The sequence below is a fragment of the Pseudomonas palmensis genome (assembly GCF_017848315.1).
Classification (GTDB): Bacteria; Pseudomonadota; Gammaproteobacteria; order Pseudomonadales; family Pseudomonadaceae; genus Aquipseudomonas; species Aquipseudomonas palmensis.
Genome location: NZ_JAFKEC010000065.1, coordinates 1 through 15040 on the forward strand (window position 1 = coordinate 1; position 15040 = coordinate 15040).

The 15040-nt window shown below is 64.7% G+C and carries 13 protein-coding genes and 1 pseudogene; 9 read left to right on the forward strand and 5 right to left on the reverse strand.

All coding sequences use genetic code 11. The features are described 5' to 3' along the window. Positions 1–291, reverse strand: a 291-nt coding sequence (locus JZZ72_RS24010) for an acyl carrier protein (RefSeq protein WP_210015273.1), incomplete at its 3' end; no start/stop codon positions are given. A 93-nt stretch (positions 292–384) separates the two neighbouring features. Next, positions 385–789 (reverse strand): hypothetical protein, encoded by a 405-nt coding sequence (locus tag JZZ72_RS24015; protein ID WP_043861149.1) that lies wholly within the window; start codon positions 787–789, stop codon positions 385–387. 531 nt (positions 790–1320) lie between these two features. Here JZZ72_RS24015 and JZZ72_RS24020 point away from each other — a divergent pair. Next, positions 1321–2700, forward strand: a complete 1380-nt coding sequence (locus JZZ72_RS24020; RefSeq protein WP_043861150.1) for an amino acid permease — start codon at positions 1321–1323, stop codon at positions 2698–2700. Positions 2701–2806: 106 nt separating this feature from the next. Here the strand turns inward: JZZ72_RS24020 and JZZ72_RS24025 are convergent, their stop codons facing one another. The 3 genes and pseudogenes from JZZ72_RS24025 to JZZ72_RS28355 form a co-directional block, all read right to left on the reverse strand. Next, entirely contained in the window at positions 2807–3958 is a 1152-nt protein-coding gene (locus tag JZZ72_RS24025; protein WP_210015274.1) for a cysteine desulfurase family protein, read from the reverse strand. 198 nt (positions 3959–4156) lie between these two features. Continuing rightward, entirely contained in the window at positions 4157–4912 is a 756-nt protein-coding gene (locus tag JZZ72_RS28350; RefSeq protein ID WP_370409154.1) for a methyl-accepting chemotaxis protein, read from the reverse strand. A gap of 102 nt (positions 4913–5014) precedes the next feature. Then, a pseudogene (locus JZZ72_RS28355) lies at positions 5015–6346 on the reverse strand (PDC sensor domain-containing protein); the annotation flags it as partial. Positions 6347–6679: 333 nt separating this feature from the next. On the opposite strand from JZZ72_RS28355, the gene JZZ72_RS24035 reads away from it, so the two are divergent. From JZZ72_RS24035 to JZZ72_RS24070, 8 genes are all read left to right on the forward strand, one after another. Next, a complete protein-coding gene (locus JZZ72_RS24035; RefSeq protein WP_043861153.1) occupies positions 6680–8896 on the forward strand; it encodes a TonB-dependent siderophore receptor in 2217 nt (738 codons plus the stop codon). Between the two features lie 106 nt (positions 8897–9002). After that, positions 9003–9713, forward strand: coding sequence for a response regulator transcription factor (locus tag JZZ72_RS24040; RefSeq protein WP_104572668.1), 711 nt, complete (start codon positions 9003–9005; stop codon positions 9711–9713). Continuing rightward, positions 9710–11071 (forward strand): sensor histidine kinase, encoded by a 1362-nt coding sequence (locus JZZ72_RS24045; protein ID WP_088515198.1) that lies wholly within the window; start codon positions 9710–9712, stop codon positions 11069–11071. Before JZZ72_RS24040 ends, JZZ72_RS24045 begins: the two co-directional genes overlap by 4 nt. Then, complete coding sequence (locus tag JZZ72_RS24050) at positions 11071–11355, forward strand: hypothetical protein (RefSeq protein ID WP_043861156.1); 285 nt, start codon at positions 11071–11073, stop codon at positions 11353–11355. The genes JZZ72_RS24045 and JZZ72_RS24050 overlap by 1 nt, the downstream gene beginning before the upstream one ends. A 1-nt stretch (position 11356) precedes the next feature. Continuing rightward, on the forward strand, positions 11357–12880 hold the full coding sequence (locus JZZ72_RS24055; protein WP_210015275.1) for a PepSY-associated TM helix domain-containing protein: 1524 nt from the start codon (positions 11357–11359) through the stop codon (positions 12878–12880). 1 nt (position 12881) lies between these two features. Beyond that, positions 12882–13205, forward strand: coding sequence for a DUF3325 domain-containing protein (locus tag JZZ72_RS24060; protein WP_196932462.1), 324 nt, complete (start codon positions 12882–12884; stop codon positions 13203–13205). Between the two features lie 22 nt (positions 13206–13227). Next, a complete protein-coding gene (locus JZZ72_RS24065; RefSeq protein ID WP_231390634.1) occupies positions 13228–14046 on the forward strand; it encodes a sulfite exporter TauE/SafE family protein in 819 nt (272 codons plus the stop codon). Positions 14047–14152: 106 nt separating this feature from the next. Continuing rightward, positions 14153–15034 carry a LysR substrate-binding domain-containing protein gene (locus tag JZZ72_RS24070; protein WP_043861159.1) on the forward strand — a complete coding sequence of 294 codons (882 nt, stop codon included), beginning with the start codon at positions 14153–14155 and terminating at the stop codon, positions 15032–15034. Positions 15035–15040: the final 6 nt, after the last annotated feature.

A 15040-nucleotide genomic window follows, 5' to 3' on the forward strand; every position in this document is an offset into this window, starting at 1 on the left:
GGGCGGGCGGCCCTGCAGGTAGCTGGCGCTGGCCTGCGGATGCTCGCGCAGCAGGTGCGTGGCAACGTCGCGGATGCAGCGGCAGTCGAACAGCAGGGTCTTGTTCAGGTCGGCGAAGAGGGGTTGGATCAGCTCGTTGAAATTCAGGATGGCCAGCGACGTGAGGCCGATCTCATGGAAGGGCGCATCGTTGTACAGGGTGTGGGCCTCGACACCGGTCGCCTGCTCCAGCAGTTGACGCACCAGATCCATCAAGGCGGCGTGCGAACGGGCTTCCTCGGTATCGAGCATCTTCAATTCCTGAATAAAAGTTGACAGACGACGGGCAGGCACACAGAGGCCGACGCCGCGGTGGCGTCAGCCTTCAAGTGGCTGGGTCAGGTATTAAAGGGTAATGCTGGTGGTGGGGTAGAACAGCATGTTCAATACGAACAGAATCATCCAGAAGCCGATTTCCAGTGTTTCGGTAATAGGCTGAATACGTTTTATCGCGCCATAGACATGCACCACAAACATCAGGGTGAATACCACGAAGAGTATGTCGAAGGCATAACTGAAACTGGTGCCGGTGGTGGCCGAGCGCAACATGGCCACCTCAACCACCAGAATGAACGCGCCCAGGCAGCGGCCGAAATAGATGGCCAGGTGGGTATGTTCCGGGATGGTCCATTGCATCAGGCGCGCCCAGGTGAGTGGCGCAATGAAGATCGGCAGGGCGAAGAACAGCGTGGTCACGATCATCAGGGTGGTGATGTACACACTACTGTATTGCGCATAGTAGCCAAGCATCGGCGAACTCCTTGTTCAATTGTTATTGTTGTTATTCATCGTGGGGTTTTGCTGGGGGCAAGCATTGCGAGGGCGGTACTTGTGTGTCAAGCAAGCCGCGGTGGGGGAATACCAAAGAAGGGGAGCCGGGTCGAGAGTCGTACTACTTAGGGCGCGAGACTTAAAACGTTATCAACCGCTTCACGGCAGGTGAAGTTATCAAGTAATAACCGGGTGAATAAAGTTTTATTTATCCGATAGTTGCGAGCCCTGCCGGCACATGACCGTCAGGGCCCACTCGCTCGCCGCCTACCACAAACCCGCTGCAGCCCCTCAGGAAAAAAATGCAGGATGTTGTGCGCAGAAATCGCTTGAGGTAGCCGGCCTTGCCGTCCAAGGTGCCACCCTGATAGCCATTGCCTGAAAAAGGCTGAAGCGTGCGGCGCAGGCACATGACGATGCCTGCGTGAGGAGCGGCCTTCTGCAAGCGTGACGCGTCATCTCGCTGCAGAACGTTGCCGTCTTCTCCCAATAATAAGAGAGGTAAAGGAAATGCAATCCAACAGTCTCAAGCAGAGCCTGAAGCAACGTCACATCACCATGATCGCGCTGGGGGGCGTGATCGGGGCCGGGCTTTTCATGGGCTCCGGCTCGCTGATCGCGTCGGCCGGCCCCGCCGCGATCCTGTCGTATTTCATCGGCGGCATCGTGGTCACCCTGGTGATGTTCATGCTTGGCGAGATGGCCTGCCGCACCCCCGATGCGGGGTCGTTCTCCACCTACGCCAACATGTACCTGGGCGAGTGGGCCGGCTTTACCGTCGGCTGGCTGTACTGGTTCAAGTCGATGATGACGATCACCCTGGAGGCCGTGCTGCTGGGCGCCATCCTGCATGATTTTCTGCCCTGGCTGCCGATCTGGGCGGGCGCGTTCATCATGCTGGTGACCCTGATGGCGAGCAACGCCTACTCGGTGAAGTCGTTCGCCGAAGTGGAGTACTGGCTGGCCGCGCTGAAGGTCGCCACCATCCTCATCTTCATGCTGCTGGGCGTGTCGATACTGCTCGGCCTGCACAGCGACATCCCGTCCCCTGGCCTGGTGAACCTGACCGCGCACGACGGCTTCATGCCCAATGGCCTGTCGCCGGTGATGGCGGGGGTGATCGTGGTGATCTTCTCGCTGGGCGGCAGTGAAATCGCCGCCGTGGCGGCTGGCGAGTCCGAGAACCCGCGCCGCAACGTGATCCGCGCGATCAAGAGCGTGATCCTGCGCGTGATGCTGTTCTACGTGGGCTCGGTGTCGATCCTGATCCTGTGCCTGCCGTGGACCGACAAGGCCAACCTGGCGTCGCCCTATGTGTCGCTGTTCACCCTGGCCGGGTTCGGTGGCGCGGCGGTGGCGATGAAGATCGTGCTGTTCGTCTCGTTCATGTCGGTGATGAACTCGTTCATGTTCTCCAACTCGCGCATGCTGTTCTCCCTGAGCCAGCGTGGGCATGCGCCCAAGCTGTTCTCGCACACCACGGCCAAGGGCGTGCCGCTCAATGCCTTGCTGCTCAGCCTGTGCATCTGCCTGACGATTCTGACCGTGCACTTTCTCAGCGGCGGCGACCTGTTCATGACCCTGGCCAAGAGCAGCGGCACCTTCGTGATGATCGTGTGGATCTTCATCATCATTGCCCACCTGGCCATGCGCCTGAAAACCCGTCACGAACCGGTCGACCCCAAGGCCTTCCGCGCCTGGTTCTTCCCTTATGCCAACGTCGTGGCACTGCTTGCGCTGCTCGCCGTGATCGGCAGCCAGGCCATCGACCCGGCATCGCGCCTGCAACTGTGGTTCATCGCGGCCACCACGGTGCTGGTGGTGGTGGCCTATTTCGTGAAGCGCAACCGGGTGGCCGACAAACCGGCGGCTTACGTGCAAGCCGAGTAAGCCGTGGCAAGGGTGTAGGAGCCAGCCTTGCTGGCGATGCCCGGCCATGCCGGGCCAGGGGTGCTGTACGCACCATCGCCGGCAAGGCCGGCCCCTGCAGGCCGCTTTACCAGAACCCTGCCGGCGCCTGCAGCGCAGCCCTGAACACCTCGATTGCCCGCTCCACATCTGCCATCTCGGTGTACCGCCCCACGCTCACCCGCACACTGCTCAGCGCCTGGCCGGCATCCAGCCCCAGTGCCAGCAGCACATGCGAAGGGGCCTGGGTGGCCGAGCTGCACGCGGAGGTCGACGACAGCGCCAGGCTGCCGGCCACCTGCGCGCTGTTGAACCCGCTGCGGCTGATGCACAGGTTCAAGGTGTGCGGGACACGCTGCTGCGCGCACCCATTCAGGGTCACGCCCGGCAGGGCCAGCAAGCCTTCACGCAGGCGCTGGCTCAGTTGCTCGATGCGCATGCTTTGCGCATCACCTTGCACGCCCGCCAGCTCGAACGCCGCGCCCATGCCCACAATCTGATGCGTAGCCAGCGTACCCGAGCGCATACCGCCCTCGTGCCCGCCGCCATGCATCTGCGCCTGCAGCACGGGGCGCGCACGCGGGCCGACGTAGAGCGCACCGATGCCTTTGGGCCCATAGACCTTGTGCGCCGAAAACGACATCAGGTCGACCGCCAGCGTGCCCAGGTCGATGGCCACCTTGCCCACCGCCTGCGCCGCGTCCACGTGCAGCAGTGCGCCGTGTTCGCGCACGATGTCGCCGATGCGGGCGATGTCGGTGAGGGTGCCGAGTTCGTTGTTCACCCACATCAACGACACCAGTGCGGTGTCCTCGCGCAAGGCCGCCTGCACGGCCTCGGGCTGGATCAGCCCCTGTGCATCGGGCTTGAGCCAGGTGACCGTGTGGCCCTGGCGCTCCAGTTCATGGGCGGTGTCGATCACCGCCTTGTGCTCCACGCAACTGGTGATCAGGTGACGGCGCCCAGGCTGGCCCTGGGCAATGCCTTTGAGGGCCAGGTTGTTGGACTCGGTGGCGCCCGAGGTCCATACAAGGGCGTCTGCGGTAGCGCCAACCCGGTCGGCCACTTGCTGGCGCGCGTGGTCCACGGCCTGTCGGGCGGCCTGGCCATAGCCGTGGCCAGTGGAGGCGGGGTTGCCGAAATTGCCCTGGCGGCCGAGGCAGGCCAGCATGGCTTCGATCACCCGGTCATCGACCGGAGTAGTAGCGGCGTAGTCGAGGTACAGCGGTAGTTCTGGCATGGTCATCGTCTTTTTGTGCACGTGAAGGGCAGGTAGGTAGCCTACCGACGATGACGGAGAAAATTTTTGACTGTTGTTCGGTTTGTTTGGTGCTTATAGAAAAAATATTCTCTTTGTGTCTCAGAGATTAGTATATTTTTCGTCATCGCACGCCGCCGACCGTATTCACGCCTAAACCGTTGCGCCTCGCCAACCCCATCACACCCTGAACATCGCCATCAGCCCCTGCTGATGATTGGCCAGCCGGTTGAGTGTCTGGCTGATCTGCGCCGATTCCTCGGCTTGCCCGGACAACGATTCGGTCACGTCGCGAATGCTCGCCACGTTGCGGTTCACTTCCTCGGCCACGGCACTCTGTTCCTCCGCCGCCGAAGCGATCTGCAGGTTCATGTCGGTGATCACCGCCACCGCATCGCCAATGCGCTGCAGGGCCGGCAATGCCTGCTCCACACGCGCCGCGCTGTCCTGCGCCTGGCGGTGGCTGTTGTGCATGGCCTCCACCACCTCGCGGGTGCCTTGCTGCAACCCTTCTATATCGACGCGAATCTCGTCCACCGAGTCCTGGGTGCGCTTGGCCAGGTTGCGCACTTCATCGGCCACCACCGCAAAGCCACGCCCGGCTTCCCCCGCCCGCGCTGCCTCGATGGCGGCATTCAATGCCAGCAGGTTGGTCTGCCCGGCAATCGAACGGATCACGTCCAGCACCGAGCCGATCTGCTCGCTGCGCGTGGCCAGGTGTTCCACCTCCTGCATGCTGGTGGTCATCTCGCCGGCCAGTTGTTCGATGGCGCGGGTGGTGTCGCCAATAAGCTCCAGGCCTTCGCGGCTGGCATGGTCGGCGCCGCGCGCAGCCTCGGCAGCCTGCGCGGCGTTGCGCGCCACATCCTGCGCAGTCGCGCTCATCTCGTGCGACGCCGTCGCCACCTGGTCCACCTCGCGGTACTGCTGATGCATGCCGGCGCTGGTCTGGCTGGCCAGTGCCGCCGACTGGTCGGCGGTGCCGCGTGCGTCGTGCACCGAGGCCTTCACGTCGGCAATCACCGGCTGCAGCTTGTCGAGAAACCGGTTGAACCAGCCCGCCAGCTCACCCAGCTCGTCCTTGCCCGCATACTCCAGGCGCCGGGTCAGGTCGCCCTCGCCACTGGCGATGTCCTTGAGCATCGCCGCCACGTCCAGTATCGGGCGGGTCACGCCGCGCGCGGTCAGCCAGATCACCAGCAACCCCACCACCGCGGCCACCAGTGCCATCAACAGGCTGCTGAGGTTGGCGCTGGCATTGTAGGTGTCCAGGCGATTGTTGAGTGCCACGGCCGGCGCACGCAGCACCTGCTCGGGCACCTCCAGCAGCACGCTCCACGGCTGGGCACCGGGCACCGGGGCGAACGACTGGCTCACCTGCAGCAGGCCGTTGTCGTTGAATTCGGCCGCCTTGCCGGCACGCATCTGTTCGGCCAGGGCCCTGGAGTCGGTGCCGAACACCTGCTCGAAGTGCTTGCTCAACTGGCCGCTGTCCTCGCTGTGCCCGGCCAGCAGGCCGGTCGCGCTGACGATGCTCACCTGCCCGTTGCCGTCGAACAGGTCCTTGCGTCCCTCCAGGCTCAGCAGCTGCAGGTTGTCCAGGCTGATGTCCACACCCAGCACGCCGATCAGCTTGCCGTTGTGCTTGAGAGGGATGGAGATGCTGGTGGTCAGCGGGGTGCGGTCGCCCACGGTGTCGAAGTAGGGCTCCACCATGCAGGTGTCACCGCTCTCCAGAGTGCAGGTCAGCCAGCGATTGGAGACCGAGCCATTGGCCGAGACGCTGGTGTCGGCGAGCATCGATTCAGGCATCGCCTCGCGCTCCAGGGTGCCGGGGCTGGGCTGCGACCAGTACAACGAGAACCGTCCGGCCTCGTTGCTGCCCGCGCCGGCCTGGTTGACGAAGGCCGCGTCCTTGCCGTCCAGCGCATCGGGCAGGAACACCAGGTACAGCCCGAGCAGTTCGGGGTTGTTGCCCAGCGCCCGTTCGGTTTCGCGGGTCAGGGCCTGGCGCAGGTCGCCATTGCCCTGGGCGCGAAGGTACATCACCAGGTCTGCAAAACCGTTGCCGTACAGGTAGGCGCTCTGGAAGTAGCGCTGGATCTGCGCCGCCTGCAGCTGCGCGTAGGTGTGCAGGCGCAGGCGCGCGTTCTGGTCGAGCATCTGGGTGCTGGCGCTGCTCACCAGCGTGGCGCTGCGCGAGGACTGCACCCGTGTCGCCACCATCAGCACCACCACGACGGCCAGCAGGCACAGGCCCGCCAGCAAGGTGATCTTCCATTGAATTCGCAGGCGACGCAGCAACATGATCAGGTCCTTGATTTCACGGTGTCGAGCAGCAACGGCCCGCTCTGGATCGCGGGTGGGCATCGTTGGGCGGTGCTCGGCAGGGGTGGCGCAGTGATGGCATACAGGAGGCAAGGACCATAAGAAAATTGACAGACAAGTGTCAATTAATATTTCCACTTTGAGGCGGGGTGCTCGCAGATAAAACGCAAAATTGCCGATTTTTCCGTTTTTTCGCGGGTGATGACTGATGGTTTGTTTATTAAATTAGACAGATTGGTTATCAGCCCAGGCGGAACCATATGTAAATTTCGTAAATAAGATTTAAACCCATTTGAGAATCATTATATTTGGCGTCTCTTTGTGGCAGCCCTGCCGTGCAGGCTGCCCTTGTGCTTGATGTGACGGAGACGTGAAATGCAGTCCAGAAGTACCCCCAACAGCCTGGCCTGGGCCTTTGTCGCGCTGTCATCGCCGGCCCTGATTGCCACCTCGGCCCAGGCCGATGACGAGCAGAACGGCGAGAACACCCTGGTGATCCAGAACACCATGGTCACCGCCGAGCAGGAAGCCAAGCAGGCACTGGGCTCTTCGATTATCACCGCCGAGGACATCAAGCGTCACCCGCCCGCCAACGACCTGTCCGACATCATCCGTCGCGAACCGGGGGTCAACCTCACCGGCAACAGCGCCAGCGGCGCGCGCGGCAACAACCGCCAGATCGACCTGCGCGGCATGGGCCCGGAAAACACCCTGATCCTGATCGACGGCAAGCCCTCCAGCGCCCGCAACGCAGTGCGCTACGGCTGGAACGGCGACCGCGACACCCGCGGCGAAACCAACTGGGTACCGGCCGAGGCGGTGGAGCGCATCGAGATCCTGCGCGGCCCGGCTGCTGCACGCTATGGCTCCGGCGCCATGGGCGGGGTGGTCAACATCATCACCAAGCGCCCCACCCAGGAGCTGCAGGGCAACGTCAGCCTGTTCACCACGCTGCCCGAAGACCACGCCGAAGGCGCCAGCAAGCGCACCAACTTCAGCCTCAGCGGCGGCCTCACCGACGACCTGGCGTTCCGTGTGTATGGCGGCCTGGCCAAGACCGACGCCGATGACCTGGACATCAACGCCAAGAGCGCCAACAGCGCGCTGGTGGCCGGCCGCGAAGGCGTGCGCAACAAGGACATCAACGGCCTGCTCAGCTGGCGCCTGAACGATGAACACCGCCTGGAGCTGGGCAGCGGCTACAGCCGCCAGGGCAACATCTACGCCGGCGACACCATGAACAGCAACGGCGGCGGTGACGTGGAGCGCATCTCCAGCCTGTACGGCCACGAAACCAACGTGATGCAACGCAGCACCTACGACCTCACGCACCTGGGCGACTTCCAGTGGGGCTCGACCAAGTCGTCGCTGTCGTATGAATACGTGCGCAACTGGCGCCTCAACGAAGGTCTGGCCGGTGGCCCGGAAGGCTCGATCAACGACACCGGTGCCGACATGTCGCGCCTGCGCAACACGCGCCTGTCCAGCGAAGTGAACCTGCCGTTCAGCCTCGACAGCAGCGAACATGTGCTGACCCTGGGTGGCGAGTACCTGTACGAAGTGCTCAACGACAAGGGCTCGCTGCGTCCGCAAAGCTTCGACCCCAGCGGTGGTGCCGGCAATGAAATCGCAGGCTTCGATCGCAGCGACTCGAAGATGTCGGCCAAGAGCTTTGCCCTGTTCGCCGAAGACAACATCGTGATCGGCGACACCACCATCACCCCGGGCCTGCGCCTGGACCACCACGAAGAGTTCGGCGACAACTACAGCCCGAGCCTGAACGTGGCGCACAAGCTCACCGACGACCTCACCGTCAAGGGCGGTATCGCACGGGCCTACAAGACCCCGAACCTGTACCAGGCCAACCCCAACTACCTGCTCTACAGCCGGGGCAACGGTTGCAGCACCCAGCAGACCAACAACGGTGGCTGCTACCTGCAGGGCAACCCCAACCTCGACCCCGAAACCAGCGTCAACAAGGAAATCGGCCTGCTCTACGACCGTGGCACCTGGCGCACCAGCGCGACGTACTTTCGCAACGACTACAAGAACAAGATCATCGGTGGCACCGACGTGATCTACGACATCAACAGCGGTCGCCGCGTGACCCATTGGGAAAACGCCGGCAAGGCATTGGTGGAAGGGGTGGAAGGCAACTTCTTCGTCGAGCTGACCCCGTCGCTGGACTGGAACACCAACCTCACCCTGATGCTCAACAACGACAACCGCGACACCGGCGAGCCGCTGAGCGTGATTCCCAAGTACACGGTCAACAGCACCCTGGACTGGCGTGCCACCGACAAGCTGTCGTTCCAGGTCGCCGGTACCTATTTCGGCAAGCAGAAGTCGCCGACCTACAACTACCGCACCCAGCAGAACTACGACCTGGATGCCCAGCAGGACGTCGAAGCCTACGGCCTGGTCGATGTGAGCACCGGCTACAAGATCACCAAGAACTACGACGTGCGCTTTGGCGTGAACAACGTGTTCGACAAGCAGATCCACCGGGGTGGCAACGCCAGCAGTTCGGGCGCCAACACCTACAACCAGCCGGGCCGGGCGCTGTTCGCGGCACTGAACATCTCGTTCTGAGCCGCCATTGCCTACAGGCTGCCCCGGGTCGATCGCGCATCGATCGGCCCGGGGCGGCTTTTTTGTGTTTTCAGGCCCTCTACACCCGTACTACCCAAGGTGAAGCGTGAGTTATCTATCAGCACAACCTGCCACGAAGATTCTGGCCGTCGAGGACGATCCGCTGCTGGCGGCCCATCTGGAACAGCACCTGCGTCGCCGCGGTTTCGATGTGAGCGTCTGTCATGGCGTGGACGACAGCACCGACCTGCAGGCCTGGACGGCCTTCGACCTGATCCTCATGGACATCCTCCTGCCCGGTCGCGACGGCCTGCAACTGCTGGGTGAACTGCGCGAGCGGTTCATGGTGCCGGTGATCCTGATGTCGGCACTGGGTGCCGAGCAGGACCGCATCGTCGGCTTCAGCCAGGGCGCCGACGACTACCTGCCCAAGCCGTTCAGCATGAACGAGATGGACGTGCGCATCGATGCGGTGCTGCGCCGGGTTGCCTATGAGCGGGCCGCGCCGGAAGGCGCGCAGGGCGAGCCGGCGGCGCTGCGCAAGGACATGCGCCAGGACATGCAGCTGGGCGCCGCGGTGGCCAGCTTCACCCCCATCGAGTACCGCCTGATGCAAGTGCTGCTGGCGCACCCCGAGGAAGTGCTGAGCAAGCCGTTCCTCTACCAGCAGGTGCTGCACAGGCCGTTCTCCCAGCAGGACCGCGTGCTGGACATGCACGTCAGCCACGTGCGCCGCAAGCTGGCCGCCATCGGCTATGCCGGCCGCCTGGCCACGGTATGGGGCAAGGGCTACGTGCTGACACAGGTGCCGGCATGAGCTTGCCCGGACGTCACTCGCTGCTGTGGAAACTGTGCGCGCTGCTGGTGGTGCTGTGCCTGTCGATCATCTGGTTCAGCCGCTCGGGCGGTGCGCACCTGGAGCGCAGGAGCTATCACCTGAGCGAGGAGGCGCGCCAGGTGCTCAAGGGCTATGCCGTGGAGGCCCACGCGGCGTGGCGCAGCGGCGGCACGCCAGGCGTCGACCGGTGGCTGGCCGACCTGAAGATCCGCGAGCCGGGCTGGGCGCTGGTGCTGGGCAGCGACCTGCGCTCGTTGAGCAGCCAGACGCTGACCGATGAGCAGCAGAAGTACGTGACGTTCATGCGCGAGCTCGACTGGCCCATGAGCAAGCGCTCCACCGAGCTGCCGGCGATCAGCGTGCCGTTCCCCGAGGCGCCCCAGGCCGGCAGGCTGGTGATCCAGTTGCCCGAGCGCTTCATGCCGTCGATGCGTCCACTGCTGGTGCAACTGCTGATCCACGGGCTGCTGCCGGCGCTGTTGGCACTGCTGGCGGGCTTTCTGCTGTACCGCGTGCTGATCGGCCCGCTGGCGCACCTGCGCGCCCAGGCCAATGCCCTGCGTGCCGACCGCCTGGACACCCGGGTCGACCCGGCGATTTCCCGGCGTAGCGACGAACTGGGCGATCTGGGGCGGGCCTTCGACCACATGGCCGAGCGCCTCGAAAAGACCGTGTCGCTGCAGCAGCGCCTGCTCGCCGACCTGTCCCACGAGTTGCGCACGCCGTTGACGCGCCTGCACATGGCCGCCGAAAACGAGCCCGACGATGACGTGTTGCGCGAGCGCCTGACCCGCGAGGTGCAGTGCATGCGCCAGCTGGTCGACGACACCCTGGAGCTGGTGTGGCTCGGCACCGAGCGCCCGCAACTGGCGCTGGACACGGTCGAGGTGCAGACCCTGTGGGAGGTGGTACGCGAGAACGCCTGTTTCGAGTCCGGCTGGCGCGAGGGGCAACTGCCCATGGCGCTCACCGAAGACTGCCTGGTGCGCGGCCACCTCAACGGCCTGGCCCAGGCGATGGAAAACATCGTGCGCAATGCCATCCGCCATTCGCCTGCCAACGGGCAGGTGCGCCTGGGCGGCCGGCGCGATGGCGATTGCTGGCACCTGTGGATCGACGACCAGGGCCCCGGCGTGGCCGAGGCTGCGCTGGAGACCATCTTCCAACCCTTCACCCGACTCGACGCCGCACGCCCGGGCGGCGACGGCTTCGGCCTGGGCCTGACGATCGCCCGTTGCCGGGTGCAGTTGCAGGGCGGCCAGGTATGGGCACAGAACCTCAAGCCGGGCCTGCGCGTGAACCTGCGCCTGCCAGCGGCAGCACAAGGAGAAACCTGATGAGCAACACCCGACCGGTCTGGTTGTTGATTGTGTCGCGCGCGGCAGCCGCCTTGCTGGGCGGCTATGCATTCAGCTATGCGGCCACGGCTTTTCTGGCCCGTGTGCTGCCAATGCCTGCGGTGGATGCGGTGATCGTGGCCAGCCTGCCGTCCTTTGCGTTCTACACCTGCGCGTTCCTGTGGGCCTTCGCCAGTCGCGATGCCCTGCGTGCGTGGTGGCCGGCGGCGCTGGCGGTGCCGTTGGCGGCGGTCGGCTTCTGGCCGCAGTTGTGGAGCCTGTGAGATGAAAAATACCTTCACCCAATCCATGGCGTGGCTGCACACCTGGGCCGGCCTGATCTTCGGCTGGCTTCTGTTCGCGATATTCGCCACCGGTACGCTGGCGGTGTTCGACAGCGAAATCGACAACTGGATGCGCCCCGAGGTGCGCAGCCACGACCTCACCCAGTTGCAGGCCGCGCAACGCGGGCTGGCCTACCTGACCCAGCATGCACCGGGCGCCAGCAACTGGAACATCAGCCTGCCGGATGCACGTTCGCCCGGTTTGCAGGTAGCGTCCGGCGAGCGTCGACGCGGTGGCGGCACCGCGCTCGACCCGCATACCGGCGAGCCGATCGAGGTGCGCGAAACGGCCGGCGGCAGCTTCTTCTTCCGCTTTCACTTCACCCTGAACCTGCCGCGCAACTGGGGCATCTTCGTGGTCGGTGCCCTGGCAATCGTGATGCTGGTGGGGCTGGTCAGCGGCATCGTGATCCACAAGAAGATCTTCAAGGAGTTCTTCACCTTCCGCCCCGGCAAGGGCCAGCGCTCGTGGCTGGATTTTCACAACGCCAGCGCGGTGCTGCTGTTGCCGTTTCACCTGATGATCACCTACACCGGGCTGGTGATCTTTTTGCTGATCTACATGCCGGCGGCGGTGGATGCGCTGTTCGAGGGTGACAACCAGGCGTACTACAAGGCCCAGGGCGAGCAGCGTCTGCTCACGCCGCGCGCGGCGCTCAAGCAGCCAGCCGCACTGGTGGACCTGGCCCCGGTACTGGCCAGCGCGCAAGAGCGGCTGGGCGCCATCAGCAGCATCGGTATCTCCAACCCCGGTACGGCGGCCGCGCGGATCGAGGTGCGCCCGACCCTGGGGTATCGCATCGCCCTGAGCAAGGGGCAGGCCATGGTGTTCGACGGCGTCAGCGGCGAGCTGCTGCGCGATGTGCCCGACATGCGGCCTGCCGTGCTCACCCAGCGGGTGATGGCGGGGCTGCACTTCGCGCAGTTCGGCGGCTATCCGATGCGCTGGCTGTACTTCGTGTGTGCGTTGGTCAGCACCGCGATGATCGGCACCGGGCTGGTACTGTTCTGCGTCAAGCGCCGGCGCAAGTACGCCAGTGCCTCGGTGTCGGCGCAGCGTTGGTACAAGGTGGCCGAGAGCTTCAACGTGGCGTTCGTCGCCGGCCTGATGCTGGCCTGCGCAGGCTTGCTGTGGGCCAACCGCCTGCTGCCGGTGGAGCTGGCGCAGCGGGCCAACTGGGAGGTCAAGGCGTTCTTCGCGGTGTGGTTGCTGTCGCTGCTGCATGCCGGTTTGCGCCCGGCGCAGCGCGCCTGGGCCGAGCAGCTGGGGCTGGCCGCGGTACTGTGCATCGGCCTGCCGGTGCTGGGCGCGTTGACCGCGCAGCACGACCCGGCGCACCGCGTGCTGGAGGCCACCAGCGTGGTGCTGGGTGGGTTGCTGGCGTATGCGGCATGGCGCTGCGTGGCGCCGCGTGAAGAAAAACCTGCGCGCAAGCGTGCGACGGTAGCGGTGGAGGGGCAATGACATGCTGATGATCGGCGCGGTGGTGTTTGCCTATGTGGGTATGTTGGCGTTGTGCCTGGGGCTGGAGCGGCACTACAAGCAGGTGTGGGGCAGGGCACCTGCACCCTGGTTGAGGGTGGCCCTGCGGTCGGCGGGCTGGTCGGCGCTGGCCATCAGCCTGTGGGTCAGTGGCGTGGCCTGGGGCTGGGCGATGGGGCCGGTAGCCTGGTTTGGCGGTATTTCACTGGCCGGGTTCGGGGTGGCGATGCTGTTGCCGTACTGGCCGCGTGCAATGGTTTGGCTGGCCGCAGCGTTGCCGTTGTGGGGCGTGCTGCTGGCGGTGTGACGATGTTGCAGTGGGGGCTGACATGCTGGACAGGCCCCCCCTGCGCGATGGCATCATCGCTAACTCGTTCACAGTCACCCCGGATGTCTTGCAGATGCTCACGATCTACCTGGTGGTCGCTCTCGGGGCCGTTGTTGCGGGGTTCGTCCAGGGGCTTTCGGGCTTTGCCTTCAGCATGGTCGCGATGTCGTTCTGGGCCTGGGTGCTCGACCCGAAGCTGGCCGCCACCCTGGCGGTGTTCGGCGGCCTCACCGGGCAGGTGGTGGCCGCGTTCTCGGTGCGCCGGGGCTTGAGCCTGCAACGCCTGCTGCCCTTCATCCTCGGTGGCCTGGCCGGCATTCCTCTGGGTGTTGCGCTGTTGCCCAACCTGGACATGCACTGGTTCAAGACCTTGCTCGGGGCCCTGCTGGTGACTTGGTGCCCGGTCATGCTGCTGGCCGGCAGATTGCCGAGAATCCCGCTGGCCGGCCGGCTGGTCGATGGCGTCATCGGTGTGATCGGTGGCGTTATGGGTGGGCTTGGCGGTTTCACCGGCACGGTCCCGACGCTGTGGTGCACCCTCAAGGGCTACGAGCGCGACCTGCAGCGCTCGATCATCCAGAACTTCAACCTGTCGATGCTGTTCGTGACCATGCTCACCTATCTGGGCACCGGCATCGTTACGGTGGACATGCTGCCGTTCTTCGCCATCGTCGCGCCGGCCATGCTGATTCCGACCTTCCTTGGTACGCGCCTGTACATCGGCATCAGCGACCTGCAGTTTCGCCGCATCGTGCTGGGCTTGCTGACTGCCTCGGGTGTCTCGCTGCTGATTTCGTCTGTGCCGAACCTGCTGGGGTAACCCAACCCTTTGGCCGGCTAGGCCGGCTCCTGCAGGTTCGCGCATTTGCCCAACCCCCCGGCACATGCTAGAAAACCGCCTACCCATTCAAAACCTGAATCCCGCCATGAGCCTCAGCCTCAAACCCAACAGGTCTCTGTTCGACCTCGACCTGCTGCGCGCCATCGTGGTGGTGGCCGACTGCGGCAGTTTCACCACAGCGGCCACGCGCCTGCATTCCACCCAGTCGACCATCAGCCAGAAGGTCCGGCGCCTCGAGGAGATGGTCGGTCACCGCCTGCTCGAGCGCGGCAATCGCGAGGTGCTGCCCACCGACGCCGGCCAGACCCTGCTCGGCTATGCCCGCCACATGCTCGCCCTCAACGACCAGATGCTCGAAGCCCTGGCCGGCGCCACGGTCGGCGTGACCCTGCGCCTGGGCGTCCCGGAAGACTTCGTTGGCGGGCGCACCACCAACGCGCTGTCGGCGTTCAACCGCAAGCACCCGCAGGTCAAGCTCGAAGTCACCAGCGGCCTGTGCCGCGACCTCAGCCAGAGCTACGACAACGGCGAGCTCGACCTGGTGCTGCTCAAGCAGCGGCGCAACGGTCGCGAAGGGGTGGCCAGCTGGCCGGAGCAATTGCGCTGGATCGACAGCGCACACAACCCGGCCCTGGCGCTGGACCCGATCCCGCTGGTGACCTTTCCGCCACGCGGGCTGTACCGCGACGAAATCATCAGCGCAGTAGAGAGCCTGGGCCGGCGCTGGCGCATCGCGTTCACCAGCTCCAGCCTCAGCGGCATTCAGGCCGCCGTGGCCGACGGCATGGGCATCAGCCTGCTGCCGCCACGCGCCGTCACCGCCGAGCACCGGGTGCTCGGCGAGGCGGACGGCCTGCCGGTGATCGACAGCTACGAGATTCTGATTCTGCATCGCCAGACGGCCGATCCGATGGTACGAGCGCTGGCGGGCGTGTTGACCGGCCTGCTCGAAGCACAGGCGGTGTGAGCCTGC

What these genes read in the sequence shown, in the direction of transcription:
- JZZ72_RS24015 (WP_043861149.1), bottom strand. Translation starts at nt 789, where the DNA reads ATGCTTGGCTACTATGCGCAATACAGTAGTGTGTACATCACCACCCTG.
- JZZ72_RS24020 (WP_043861150.1), top strand. Translation starts at nt 1,321, where the DNA reads ATGCAATCCAACAGTCTCAAGCAGAGCCTGAAGCAACGTCACATCACC.
- JZZ72_RS24025 (WP_210015274.1), bottom strand. Translation starts at nt 3,958, where the DNA reads ATGCCAGAACTACCGCTGTACCTCGACTACGCCGCTACTACTCCGGTC.
- JZZ72_RS28350 (WP_370409154.1), bottom strand. Translation starts at nt 4,912, where the DNA reads ATGCATCAGCAGTACCGCGAGGTGGACCAGGTGGCGACGGCGTCGCAC.
- JZZ72_RS24035 (WP_043861153.1), top strand. Translation starts at nt 6,680, where the DNA reads ATGCAGTCCAGAAGTACCCCCAACAGCCTGGCCTGGGCCTTTGTCGCG.
- JZZ72_RS24045 (WP_088515198.1), top strand. Translation starts at nt 9,710, where the DNA reads ATGAGCTTGCCCGGACGTCACTCGCTGCTGTGGAAACTGTGCGCGCTG.
- JZZ72_RS24050 (WP_043861156.1), top strand. Translation starts at nt 11,071, where the DNA reads ATGAGCAACACCCGACCGGTCTGGTTGTTGATTGTGTCGCGCGCGGCA.
- JZZ72_RS24055 (WP_210015275.1), top strand. Translation starts at nt 11,357, where the DNA reads ATGAAAAATACCTTCACCCAATCCATGGCGTGGCTGCACACCTGGGCC.
- JZZ72_RS24060 (WP_196932462.1), top strand. Translation starts at nt 12,882, where the DNA reads ATGCTGATGATCGGCGCGGTGGTGTTTGCCTATGTGGGTATGTTGGCG.
- JZZ72_RS24065 (WP_231390634.1), top strand. Translation starts at nt 13,228, where the DNA reads ATGCTGGACAGGCCCCCCCTGCGCGATGGCATCATCGCTAACTCGTTC.
- JZZ72_RS24070 (WP_043861159.1), top strand. Translation starts at nt 14,153, where the DNA reads ATGAGCCTCAGCCTCAAACCCAACAGGTCTCTGTTCGACCTCGACCTG.